Origin of the sequence: Pseudobutyrivibrio sp. LB2011, assembly GCF_000701765.1 — a bacterium.
Taxonomy (GTDB): Bacteria; Bacillota; Clostridia; order Lachnospirales; family Lachnospiraceae; genus Pseudobutyrivibrio; species Pseudobutyrivibrio ruminis.
On the sequence record NZ_JNJS01000008.1, the window covers coordinates 17852 to 31190 of the forward strand.

Annotated in this window: 9 protein-coding genes; all 9 read right to left on the reverse strand. The window is 33.5% G+C overall.

Annotation, left to right across the window (positions count from 1 at the left end):
• Positions 1-2: 2 nt before the first annotated feature.
• The 9 genes from T375_RS13315 to T375_RS10140 all read right to left on the reverse strand — a co-directional run bounded on the left by T375_RS13315 (position 3) and on the right by T375_RS10140 (position 13329).
• A complete protein-coding gene (locus T375_RS13315) occupies positions 3-2003 on the reverse strand; it encodes an HAD family hydrolase (RefSeq protein WP_049960397.1) in 2001 nt (666 codons plus the stop codon).
• Between the two features lie 624 nt (positions 2004-2627).
• Positions 2628-3707, reverse strand: a complete 1080-nt coding sequence (locus T375_RS10105; protein WP_044938017.1) for a polysaccharide pyruvyl transferase family protein — start codon at positions 3705-3707, stop codon at positions 2628-2630.
• A 15-nt stretch (positions 3708-3722) separates the two neighbouring features.
• A complete protein-coding gene (locus tag T375_RS10110; RefSeq protein ID WP_044938019.1) occupies positions 3723-6797 on the reverse strand; it encodes a glycosyltransferase in 3075 nt (1024 codons plus the stop codon).
• Positions 6798-6809: 12 nt separating this feature from the next.
• Positions 6810-7586: an ABC transporter permease gene (locus T375_RS10115; RefSeq protein WP_044938021.1), complete on the reverse strand. Its 777-nt coding sequence runs from the start codon at positions 7584-7586 to the stop codon at positions 6810-6812.
• A gap of 2 nt (positions 7587-7588) precedes the next feature.
• A complete protein-coding gene (locus tag T375_RS10120; protein ID WP_044938023.1) occupies positions 7589-8350 on the reverse strand; it encodes an ABC transporter permease in 762 nt (253 codons plus the stop codon).
• The gene (locus T375_RS13875; RefSeq protein WP_330371751.1) at positions 8350-9978 is read right to left on the reverse strand and encodes an ABC transporter ATP-binding protein; all 1629 of its coding nucleotides are present in this window, start codon (positions 9976-9978) and stop codon (positions 8350-8352) included. Before T375_RS13875 ends, T375_RS10120 begins: the two co-directional genes overlap by 1 nt.
• A gap of 24 nt (positions 9979-10002) precedes the next feature.
• Positions 10003-11190, reverse strand: coding sequence for a hypothetical protein (locus T375_RS10130; RefSeq protein ID WP_155952506.1), 1188 nt, complete (start codon positions 11188-11190; stop codon positions 10003-10005).
• 73 nt (positions 11191-11263) lie between these two features.
• Positions 11264-12187, reverse strand: coding sequence for a glycosyltransferase family 2 protein (locus T375_RS10135; protein WP_044938029.1), 924 nt, complete (start codon positions 12185-12187; stop codon positions 11264-11266).
• On the reverse strand, positions 12172-13329 hold the full coding sequence (locus T375_RS10140) for a glycosyltransferase (protein ID WP_049960398.1): 1158 nt from the start codon (positions 13327-13329) through the stop codon (positions 12172-12174). Before T375_RS10140 ends, T375_RS10135 begins: the two co-directional genes overlap by 16 nt.
• Between the last annotated feature and the right edge of the window lie 10 nt (positions 13330-13339).

The following is a 13339-nucleotide window of genomic DNA, read 5'->3' on the forward strand; positions in this document are numbered from 1 at the left end:
AGTTATTCTACTGTTACTTTTAGATTAAAGTTTTTGTATACCGATTTTAAATATTTTTCTTTATGACTGGCTGCCAAAAGCATAGGCGCGTAAGCATCTCGGCCAGAGATATTAAACATGTAATCATAGTCTTTGAAATGCGCTACATAATCTTCTACAAACTGCTCTATTCCGTACCAGATATCCTTGATACCTTCTGGATTGTCCTCCGGTTTGGAGAATCTTAGCTCTACCTGGCCATTTGCATCAAAGTAGAATCCTTTGAATGATGGACTAGGTGATGATGTGATAAGCTCAAAGAAAAGGTTATAATCCTTAGCAGGGTCATGCTTTTTATATAAATCGCGATTGTCCATAGACGAATATAAGTAAGACGACAGTGTGCCATCCAAAAGCATTGTCTCACTCATGTCTGGCTCTGCATTGTGAGCTGTATTTGTTCCTGCCACAATACCTGTAAGCTTACAGTCAATATTCCATTCCTTTTCGAAAAGATTCTTAATGGCTAAGAATCCACTACCTGCCCAACCAATATCTACCGCTACTGCTGATTTGGCATCGCTGATGATATCGCGGTACCATTTGCCTGCAGCATCACGCTGTGGCTTGTAGGTAGAAAGGACTGTGTGCCAGTTGGCATTGAGGTATTCGATTAAAGTGTCTACATTGTCTGGAGTTAGTTTACAGTCAAAACGATGTTGCTTGAAATCTGGTAATTCCATCGCATCAAGCACCTGATTAATTGTCTTTTCAAGCCCAACCTTGTGATATACCATCTTCCTCAAGAAATCATATTTCATATATCCTGCTGTGAGCTTAGCCGCAGCCAGACGTGATATATATACGTAAGCTGTATCGTCATCCGGATATAGATTATCGTATACACGTTTTACAATTTCACCATCACGGGAAAGGAATAAGACCTTTTCTATACCATTATGTTTTACATAATCATGAATGTATTTACAATATCCTAGGATAAACAATCCCCCGTAGATATAACCATACTCCTGATTAAGATTCATAGTGTCGATTCCACCGTAAATACGATTATTTACAATACCTCGATATGCCCCACCTACTATCGGAGACATATCAAAAGCTCTATACAACAATGTATTCTTATTTACATTAGGATATTGATATGGCACAAAACCATGCACAGCAGCATTTTTGACGTCGCTTACATCATTGTCCCCAATATGGGCAAATGTAATATCCTTTCCATATTTATCAGTGCACTGTTTCTTTACATAATCAAACAACTGGCCTTTAGCTTTTGACAGATCATACTCGCAAGACACATATAATTCTTCGAAACCAGTAAAGCCATTTGAACAAAGCATTTCTGCAAGTACTGATTTAGGCAAATACATATCAGATGTAATTACTATGTGCTTTCCAGCTTCCACTAAGGCCTTAAACACCTGTAGCATATATGGATTTGCGTAGCACAATTCAAGCTCAGTATCTATTTCGAGTCTCATGCCCTCTTCTAAATCTATACCTGTTGCCTCGCTAAGCACATTCCAAATGTCTTTTAATGTGACTTCGTAAGATTTTGTCTGCTTATACTGAGCCACTCTCGCTTTATGCTCGGCCTCGATACGGATACGTTTAAAATCCATGTAACCAAGCTTCTGCCCCATGATATAAAATAAATCAGTCGGTGCCGAAAATGGTCTAATAATCAAGGTATCAAAAATATCAAATGAAATGACATCGTATTTACGAAGTTTTTCAACAAACTGCGCTGGTGTTCCTAATGGGCATGACGCACTTTCCGGCTTATCTGTTCTTAATCTTTTTGTCTCATATATTTCTATATCTTTTCCTTTTCCCAGCCACCTTTGGAAAAGAATGTAGTATGCAAAGTTAAGCCATATTAAATATAGCCATGAAATGATTTTTATAATACCTGATGAATTATCATGTAAACCATGATACCTCTGCCTTATACCAGTGTGTTTGTTTACAAAAAAATTATATATCTTTAATTTCATATTTCTCCCTTAAAAATAAACATCTCCCATTCATGAAGGGAGATGTTTATTTATCACCATAATTTTGCAGCCAACTTGAAGTATACATGACATACTCAAACATACCACAATAATATTTCAGGTCCAAAATGTTTGCAAATCTTAAATGTAACTAGATTCTAGTGAACATATCTATGCTTTTTGTAAAGAGCAATAGTTCAAAAAACAATTTGTCTAGTTCTCTATAACCCCCTTTATACTATTTAAATACAATTCATTGAGCTAAACTAACACCCCTCATACTTTACTAAAGTTCCATCTATTGTGTTAATAGAATAATAAGAATAATCTTCAGCACGAAATCCTAGCATTATCCGCTCTTTAAGCATCGTAATTGCCAGATCAATATCTCCTAAATATATACCATTCAAAATATCTGGTCCATAATCCCACCATTTTATATTTAAAAGTTCCTCTATCTGTTTAACACTTCATTTTTACTTGTGAATCTGGCAGGAGAAAATTCTTCAAATCCCAACTAAAAAACAAATGGACTTTGCCATAAGCATACCTCTTATACATGAGATATTATCTCTTATTGTTGCAACAAATGTCAGGAATCACAAGTGAATTACACATTTGATGCTAGCAATAAAGACTTGCTATATAATGCATCTTTTCGTTATTAGATTGTGCAAATTGTTTAGGCTCTGCTTTTTCAGATATGGACAAGCCATTTTTGTTTAAAAAGTTAACAAACTCAAAATATCTCAAAGCATACATGCTATTAAAATTATCATAATTTGCCAACTCATAGTAATACTTCAAATCTTTTGATCTATCAAATTTTTCCATATCTATTGATGGCAAATTAAAATGAGCTGTTAATTCTCTTGTTCTAGAGTCAGTTATTATAAAAAGTGATTTAATATTATTCCATAAACTTATTACATTTCCATGGAACCTAGCTCCCATAGAAAAATCATACAAAGCTGTTTCTTTCTTCCAGTCATTGACAGAATAATATAAATGACTATTCTTGAGAAGCCAATTATTCACATACTTATAATATTCGTTATCACATGTATGGTCATTTGTCATTATCAAACTGGTTTGCTCAATAAATGACGCATCAAAATCAGCCAAATATGCCATGAATTGCTTTTCTTTTTGAGTCATTCTTCCATAAAAAGTCTTAAAATTTGCTACTACATTATTTGGATATAATACATTGTCAACAATTCTTAAATCCTTATTATTCCAATAATACAGCGAAGGGCATCCAATTATTTCATAATTGTTTATTCCATGCTTAGACAAAATATAAGCAGTATACTCACCTCTAACACCAATAGTTGCTCTTTCTGATATTGACATTAATAACTTCACCATACGATCAGATAGCTTAAAATCAATACAAAAATCATTAGCCTGCAAGCCAACACTAATTGGGATTATTGCTGTATCAGTCTCCTCTAATAGCCGTTCTAGAAATTCATTATAATCTCCCTGTCTTATCCAAATCAAATCTGTAGTGATTATTTTATCATAATCGTTTAAAGATATTCCTTTTTCCTTGTAATCATAAGGAATTCTCTCAATATCAATTAGTCTAGTTAATGAAGTCCAAAAGGCTATATTTCCAGTATTATTGCCCAAATACTCTACTTTATTATTAACTCCTTCAAAGTTATTCAAATCGGGATAAAACATACCCACTTTCATATTATGCTTACTCCTTTAGTTTTTAACCGTATTGCTTTTGCTAAGTTTATCCACAAGACGCTTTTTAAAAAAGTCCCTGTCACAAATAAACCAAAAAATAGCTTTTTTTATTATATTTCTTTCTTCAAATCCATTTTTATTATATAGCGTCCAAGCAGGATTATCATCCTCTACTTTTATATATTCTTTAACATATTCTGTTTTATACTCCACATTATTTTTAAACGATGGGCGTAATTTATGATAATTAGCAAAATCTCTCCATTGATTAGATAGCTTCACTTTTCCCCCTGCCCATAAATCATCCTCAAATGTAATGCAATCAAACATACGTAAATCTGTGTCTTCTATATATGCTAGAATATGCTCAAATGGCATTGAAATATCAACATTTCTCATATACATATTATCCGAAATACCCGCAAACTTTTCATAGAACATATCTACAAATTTTAATGCGTTTTTTTGAATCTCAGAAATCAAATAAAAATGTGGATATTCAATTTCATATTGTTCAAAACAAATATTAAATTCATCATCAGTTTTATATTTAATACATGATGGTGCCAATTTCGAAAATAACAATTCCCTCTGTGAGCCTGTTATTGCTGGTGAAAAATCATAGAATAATTTTACATTAAAATTGTAATTCTTCTCTCTTTTGTCTAAATCATCAGAATTTGAATGCACATAATATCCGTCAATAGATTTTCCAGTAACCTTGTAAATCATCTCTTGTGTTCTACCGCTGTATCCGATATCAACTAATGCACAATTGTCATTGAAAACTTTAGAAATATAGTTTTCGCATTTTCGATTATAGTTTTCAGCTTTTTTTTCATCAAACAACACATATAATATGTCTTTTGTAAATGAAACAAAGCTTTCAAAAGAATTAATTTTTCTTTTAGCAGCACTATCTACAACTTCTACATTTGATAGATTTAACAAATCTACCAAATCATCTATAATATCTGTCCCGCATAGATTTCTATTAGCATAATATGAATATAAATTTAATAAGTCTTCTTTACGTTTTATGCCACAAGGAATAGCCGCTTTTCTTGAAGTATAAAAATAATCTGATTTAATCTTTGAATTAATCCCATACTTTTTTAGTATGTCAAAAGCCATCATAGGTAAGTATCCATCGCGCGCAATGAATACCATTTTATTCAAATTATTATTTTTTGCATTATCTGAAAGCCACTTCACAAAGCCAAGTAAATGAATACCTAAATAATAATAGCCAAAGAATTGTGGTGAAGCATTACTTTCTGACCATTCATTATACGAAACAAACGGCATATCGTATAATTCATTTGCAACCACAGCTAATGCGCATCTGTTTCCAAAGTATTCAGTTATTTTCTCATAATTAATCCAGCTATTAATTCTGCCTTTTACACCACCTAAGGAATGTGATGTTTTAATATCTGAAATATTATACAATAAACAATCTAACGGACGTGCATAAAAGGCTGTTCTAATGTTATTATCAATAGCTTTACAAACATCAGAATCCCAATTGTCACCTATATGCAAAATAGAGTAGCTATTCACACCAAAGCGGTCAATTAGGACATTATATAAACTTCCTGTTCGCTTAGAAGCATTACAATCACAAGATATTAGTAATTCATCATAATCAGTATATCCATTCTTATGCAAGATATTTGATAATACATCTTTTCCTAAGTACATATCTGATGTAAATGATACTTTTTTCCCAATACTCTTAGCAATTTTATATAAATGATAAATACTATTTCTTCTATATAGATAGTTTCCCTCTATCTCAATTTCATAAACCATTAATTGACTAATCTGTTCATCTGTTAACCCTAAAATTTCTTTTATCTCGCAATAAATATCTGCAATAGATATATCTTCCTTTGGTTGTACAGCTTCGTAAATATATTTTTGCCTTACAATCTTCTCCGCCTCAATTCTAATTGCTGCGAAGTTACAATCATATCCACACAGTTCTTTGAATTTATCATTCATTAGTTCAAATACATCTGTTGGCTTATAAAATGGGCGCAAAAGAGCAGTATCGAAAATATCAAAACTAACAACTTCAATTTCATCAGAACAAATCAGCTTTACAATTTCATCATATCTAGAATCATATTCCGTACTAACAGAATAAAAGTAATTAGGATGACTTGGTATATCGTTACCTATTAGATTCTGGGCTAAAATTTTGAGTAAAGCAGTCTTATCCTCATCAGCTAAGTCACTTTGGGTTACATTATTTGTCCAAAAGTACTTATATAAGGCTTCCCAACGATGATAATGATTCCAATTGAGATCTGACAGTCCTTTTTCCTCCAAGAATGATTGCACAAATTTAAATGACAATACTAAGTCATCTATGTTCTTTTTATATTTCTTGATGCCGCCATTCAATGCTGTTGACGCATTTTGATTTCTATAGTAATAATACTTCCCATATTTTACGGATGATAACTTATTTGCGAAATAAAATAATACTGATGAGAATACAAAATCTTCACACATTATTAAATGCTTTTGTTGTTTATCAAGTATTGGAAGCGCTTTTTCCCAAATATCCCTCGAATAAAGCTTGTTCCATATAGTATGCCATATAAACAATTGTCCTTCTTGTTCCCAATATGCATTCCATAAGTCTTCTTTTTCAAGTGTGCCAAAATCATAATCATTATATAGGTTTTGAATCCACCTATAACCTTGTTCATCTTCCTGAACCAAGTTTCCTACAACAATATCAGCATTGCTTTCTTCGGCCTTTTCTATCAGTTCACCATAATAATCCTCAGAAATATAATCATCAGAATCAACAAAACCTATATAATCACCACTACTATGCTGGACACCTGTAACTCTCGCTCTAAACAAACCCGAATTTACAGCATGATTAACAACTTTAATTCTTTCATCTATATTAATATACTTTTCAATTATCTCTTTAGTACCATCGGTAGAACAATCATTAACAACAATAATCTCAAGATTCTTATATGTTTGCTTAATAATCGATTCCAAACATCTAGCAATATAATCCTCAACATTATAAGCCGGAATAATAATAGATATTGTTTTCATTTTTCCCTCTTTCTATAGCTTACTTATTACTATATTTTTATTTTTTATATAAACTATATTCCCAATAATAGCCGTAACTATAGCCCAAATAATCAGCTTAATCCAAGCGCTATAGTGTGAAGGCAAATTATACATCAAACTATTTCGAGTCATATATATAGATAAGAATATAGGATTTGAAGTTAATATTGGCCAATACTTTTCAGGCATATGATCAACAGGAACAAAGATACCTGAAACAAAAAAAATCATCGTCATAAAAAGCGAATACAAATAGTCAATATCTCCGAAAAAAACAGATAATACTGACAAAGTTTTACTAACACCAATTATAATAACCGTTGTCAATATAAGAATGGGAATAACGGTAAAGAATCTAGCAGTTATTTTTATCTTAAAAAAAAGCATAACTAGCCCTAATGCACATGAAGAAAACAATAATTCCTTAAATGCTGAAAATATCTTTTCATAAATAAATATACTGATTGGAATTTTAGTTTTAACCAACAATTGCTTATTCTTAACTAATGTTCCCATTGCCCCAGTAGTCGAATTTCTATAATAATTCATTACAATTATTCCTATAAAAACAAAAACTGGGAAATTATCAATATCATGAACTATAATTTTAGAATAATAAGTAGATAGTACTATCATATAGATTAATGGATCTAATATCTTCCAAAATCTACCTATCTTCATTTCACTAAACCTATGCTTAGAATCCTTAGAACTAATTTGATTTACTACAAACAAATATTGTTCTACATAATAGTAAATTTTTTTCATATCTATATCTTCTTCACCAAATTATTTTCTGATATTTTAAAAACAAGTATTCCCATTAAGAATGTACACATCCCCCAAATAATCATCTTTTGTAACTCAATATAATTCATTTCTTGGTACATAATTGCTTGTCTAGCAATGTCTGGAAAAATAAAGAGTGGATTATTTGCAGTTAAAACGTATAGTTCTTTTGGATATCTCTCTATAGGAATAAATATTGCCACCATATGAACTAATAGTATTAAAACATTTTGCCACAAAAATCTAATATCTTTATAAAAAACATAGATTACAGCCAAGATATAAGATATCCCAATTGTAAACAGCAATTCAAAAGAGACGGCTACGACAAAAAAAATAGCATATATGGATATTTCTACTTTAAAAATCAAAAGTACTAATATCATTGCAATACATGAAAAACCTAGATTTACTAAAGCCGTATACACCCTAGATAAAACAAATATCGATCGTGGCAACTTTGTTTTTTGAAACAGAGTCTTATTATCTTCTAATGCACTCATAGCTGATGCCGAACCTGTACTGAACATAGTCCAAAAAGTATAGCTAATAATATAGTACACTGGGTATGAGGAGGCACTATTGAAAAAATTGCTAAACACTATGCTCATTACTACCATGAATAACAGCGGATTCAACACACTCCAAACTATTCCCAGCACACTTCTAGAGTACTTTCTCTTAATCTCCCTAGCCGTGAGCTCACGTATAACAAAAATGTATTGTTTTATACCATATTGCATTACGACACCTCACTCACTGCTTTTATTGGTTCTGGGACGCCAGCTTCTTGCATGTGCTGATAAGCTTTGCATACCACATCAGGCTCTCCGACCATTCTCAACTCACCTTTTTCAATCCAAACTACCTTTGAGCAGTTTTCACGGATAGTGCCCATGCCATGGGATACTAACAGTACTGTACTTCCGCCGTGGATCATTTCCTTAACACGCTTGAGTGATTTCTTTCTAAAGAATTCATCACCTACTGAAAGTACTTCATCAAGGATAAGGATTTCTGCTGCATCACCAGCTGTGGCGATGGCAAATCCCAAACGGCTGACCATACCACTTGAGTAGTTCTTTACCTTTTCATCCATGAAATCCTGAAGCTCTGCAAACTCTACGATTTCATCATAGTGCTCGTCTAAGAATTTCTTTGAGTAGCCGATGATTGCTCCGTTCAAGTAAACATTCTCACGACCAGTAAGCTCCATATCAAATCCGGTACCCAAAGTAAGTAATTGAACCTTACGTCTGTCTACTTCCACATGACCGCTTGTAGGATGAAGCGCACCAGAAACGATTTTTAATATAGTAGATTTACCAGAACCGTTTGTTCCGATAATACCTACTACCTCGCCCTTCTTTACTGAGAAGCTGACGTGGTTAAGTGCATAAAACTTCCTATATGAAATCTGACGCTTCAAAAGATGAATGATATAATCCTTGATACCATTTGTCTGAGTGCTGGCAACCTTGAACTCCATGGTGACGTCCTGAACGTCAATCACCACATCGTCTTCAGCCTCTGGAACCTCTTCTTCAACTTCATCCCAATCATCTTCATCATACTCATCTAAATCACTATCCAAATCTATTAAATCCATATCTGAATCTAGACTGTGTTTAGAATTTTTAGCTTCTAAAAGCTTTTTACTTTTTTTCTTTAATAAAGCTAGTCGAATAAGAATAGAAACAAGTCCTGTAAATGCCAATATTGCAATTGTAATACCCAAAATCAGCACATAGTCTTCGCCTAAAAACAGTTCTTTTTCGACGGAATCTGCTTGTGTCTCTGAAGCAGCCTGAGACTCTGCAGTATCCACCACATTAGAAGTCGCTACTATATCTGTTTCCTTTAATGGTTCTGCAGTTTCCTCTTCTTCAACGACCTCTTCCTCATCCTCTTCTTCCTCTGAAGGATCGACAGATACCTGTACTCTTCCTGCTACTGAAGTAGATAATGCTTCTATTCCTTCGGTAGGATACACAACTGCAGAATTAAAGCCTAAAACTGTATCAGCGTCTCCTATAACATTGAAATTAACCATATACTTAACTTCTGGTCCTCCACTGTTTCCAGAGAAACCAAGCAAGCCATTACCTAAATCGACCGTATCTGCTCCACCCACATACTCAAGGACTGTTGGGTCATATTGTACTGTGACAACATAAGGGCCTACTCCTTGTTCAGTTGATACATACACACCTACGTTAAAGGATTCCCCTTCGGTTGTACTATAACTGGCTGAGCCAAAATGAACATTTGCTTCATCAGCCTTTACATTTCTTAAAGGAATGCAAACAGATATTAAAACACTGATTAGCATTCCAACCAAAAAATACTTTTCTCTAATCCTCTTAAACATTACTCTCTACTGCCATTTCTATACTTAAGCGCTTATTGCTTTTCTAAGATACATTCCCCATTTGTATCCGCGCTCATTTATCAAAGCTATTTTACTTGTAACCCCTTCTCCACAAAGATTTACAATACTTCCCTCAGGCCAGCCACTTTCATGTAGCTTAACCTTGCTATTAGTAAATTTAAAAAAGATTTTTAACAAAAAACTTTGTTTAAATAACTCTCTCTTATTCCATCTTCTGGCCACATCTTGCATGCCAGATTCCAACACATCATCACAAAAAAGTAATGCTCCCATCACCTTTGCTTCTGTAGCTGTTGGTTTCCCCATGGAAAGCATTAAAAGTTTTTCTATCACTTTTCTTTCATCTGTTTTTAAAAAATCAGAATCTATTTTCATATTATTTAGGTATTCATTTAATATCCTAAAACCACTTTTTATCTTATCAGTATTTGGATTTCCCTTATTACTCAGTACCGGAGTCATCTTATCATTTGATTTTCTGTACCCCAAGGTCATGCCGCAAGGTTCAGATATAATGGTTTCGTATAAGCAAATGGAAAACCTGGTTTTTCTTTTAATATCTTTATTAGGTCGTAAATAAAAACTATGATAATGCTTTGAATCAGCATGAGCAGGAAGCTGATATAAGCCAAAATAAAATCCTGTCAATTGCACTGATTTACCAGTTATATGTTCTAAAACCTGTTGCATACTCTCCTGCGTTGTACCAAGCCAACCGCTGTCAACAATGGCGTAACTAACATCCTCACAAAGTCCTTCCTGAATAAGGTATTCTTTTAGCCGATGATAAAACATTTGCGAATGAACTCTGATATATTTGAATACTTTGATAGATTGATACAATCTGTTTTTTACATCCTGTACTTGCGTGTAAGAAAGAATCTCATCTTCCCTACCTTTAAAATTTATGCTATCCGCTACTGTTGTAATTTCTTCATCAGTAAGATTTGCTCTTTGTAAAATCTTTCTAAGGGTGATATCTATGCCACCCACACAAATCGTTTCTAATGCTTCTTCTCCAATGAAAGAATATTGAGCATTCCTCAGAGTGTAGCGTGAAACGTAAATATATCTAATATCTAATCCCAGACCTAATCTGTCATTAATATAGAGTGCACATTTATAAGGCAACCAACTGTCTCTGGCCAGAAAATAAAGCCTTTTAATATTGTTTTTTACTGCTGAATTCAAAACCCATTTAGTGTACTCAACTATAACAGGTGCATAAACATGCAGATATATTTCATCATAGTCGTCAAATGCATTAGCTTGATTGTCTGTACGACTCTGACATAGCGCTAAGCCCTGAGAATGGTACCGGCTTTGACTCAATATTGATTTGTAAAGCTTCAGTCGTTTTTTCATCATATTCTTTGTTAATTATTCCCTCTGAACGTTTTATGAATGCAAGTAATGATGCAGGAACTAAGCATGCCACTATTGGTCGTAAAACAAACATCCAACCGAATGGGAATAATATTCCCATATCTTTATATAAACTGTATCTTGTTTTTGCTTCGTTTATACGATACTTTACTTTTCGTTTACGATAAGACTCTCTCGTTTCTCTATATCTGAATAAGTATTCCTGGATGTTATATCCTTTTAGTCCTCTTTGCATTAAATGCATAAAAATCTCATAGTCTTCACAACGCAGCGTTTCTTCTGTAGCAAGATAACCCCTATCTTCGTCAAATATATCTGCTCTAAAAACAACAGATGGATGTACAAAGGGAGAAAACTTATAGTAATCCTTTAATGTAGGCTCATCTGGATAAGGTCTTCTACCCCAAATTCCATTTTCGTCAAACAGCTCTGTGTTAGTACCACACCAGGCATATTCAGGATGAGACTCTAAAAAAGCCACCTGTTTTGCTATTCTAGTATTTACAGAATAATCATCTGCATCCATTCGAGCTATGTATTTTCCTTTAGCACGAAGAATGCATTCATTCAAAGAATAGGCCAGCCCATTATTTGTGTCGCAGCACATGACATGAATTCGTTCATCTAACTGTTCCAGGCTTTTTACTCTGCTAGCTGCATTCTTGCATGATCCATCATCCCATATGAGAAACTCCAAATTTGTATAGGTTTGATTCAATATGGAATTAACTGCATCTTTTAGCATTTCGTCATCCATTTGGTTGTAAACCCCCATGATGACAGAAACTAATGGCTTATCCATCCCTCATATACCTTCTTCATTGTTTTTTGTACTTCATGAACAGTAAAAATCTGCGCAGACTCACGACAGTGCTCTGCCATATACTTTTTCTGTTCTTTATCTTTAATCAGTTTTATAATGGAACGCTCGAAATCAGTGGCTGAAAAAGCATCACACACAAAACTGTTAACCCCGTCTATGGCATATTCCTTAGTGCCTCTATTATCCGCAACTACAAGTGGCACTCCACAAAGCAAAGCCTCCACAGCTGCAATGCCCAATCCCTCTCTTATAGAAGGAAAAACAAAACAATCTGCTACTTGAAGCATATTAGGCATATCTGTTCTAAAGCCAAGGAACTTAACTATATTACTAAGGCCATTTTCCTCAACATATTTTTCAAGATCTTGCTGATTAGGTCCTTTGCCACATAAGAGATAATATATTTGTCCTTCCTTTATATGCATTTCACTGATTAACTTTTTAATAGCCTTGAATACAACTATATGATTTTTATTTTCACGAAGTTCTGCAGCTGTAAGCATAACAAATGCTTTATCGCTTATTCCTAATTGCTTCCTTAATTCAATTCCAGTTTCTTTGTTTGGAACAAATTTTATGTCATCAACTCCAACTCCATGAATTTTATCTACATGTCCACCTTTTTTTAATTTGAAAGTAAGAGCACGTCTATAGTCTTCTTCATTAATAGTTATGAGTTCATCTGTGTACCTAGCAAGAAATTTTTCTGCTGTGTAGTACAATAGCCAGTTAAGTGTAGGCGCCCCATCATAAAAATGAAAACCATGAGCCGTATATATAACATAAGGCTTTCTTTTACTAAGTGTGGCTGCAACTCTGCCGGCTACGCCGCCCATAGGGTTATGACAACTAATAGCATCAATTTCATAATCATCTATTAAATTTTTAATTTGCTTAATTGCTTTTAGATTGGATAAATTAGCAGGATTTTTTTCAATATCGATTTGATGTAATATTATCCCCAAATCCATCAACGCTTTTTTATCAAAAGTGTATATAGGATTATTAAAATTAGATGCGTAATGTATTTCACATCCCATCTTTTTTAGCAGCTTTACATCGTTAATTTCAAACTGTGGAAGGAAGCCACTAATTACAGTTACAAATAAAATCTTTTTCATATCCCATCAT

What these genes read in the sequence shown, in the direction of transcription:
- T375_RS13315 (WP_049960397.1), bottom strand. Translation starts at nt 2,003, where the DNA reads ATGAAATTAAAGATATATAATTTTTTTGTAAACAAACACACTGGTATA.
- T375_RS10105 (WP_044938017.1), bottom strand. Translation starts at nt 3,707, where the DNA reads ATGAAAGTGGGTATGTTTTATCCCGATTTGAATAACTTTGAAGGAGTT.
- T375_RS10110 (WP_044938019.1), bottom strand. Translation starts at nt 6,797, where the DNA reads ATGAAAACAATATCTATTATTATTCCGGCTTATAATGTTGAGGATTAT.
- T375_RS10115 (WP_044938021.1), bottom strand. Translation starts at nt 7,586, where the DNA reads ATGAAAAAAATTTACTATTATGTAGAACAATATTTGTTTGTAGTAAAT.
- T375_RS10120 (WP_044938023.1), bottom strand. Translation starts at nt 8,350, where the DNA reads ATGCAATATGGTATAAAACAATACATTTTTGTTATACGTGAGCTCACG.
- T375_RS13875 (WP_330371751.1), bottom strand. Translation starts at nt 9,978, where the DNA reads ATGTTTAAGAGGATTAGAGAAAAGTATTTTTTGGTTGGAATGCTAATC.
- T375_RS10135 (WP_044938029.1), bottom strand. Translation starts at nt 12,187, where the DNA reads ATGGATAAGCCATTAGTTTCTGTCATCATGGGGGTTTACAACCAAATG.
- T375_RS10140 (WP_049960398.1), bottom strand. Translation starts at nt 13,329, where the DNA reads ATGAAAAAGATTTTATTTGTAACTGTAATTAGTGGCTTCCTTCCACAG.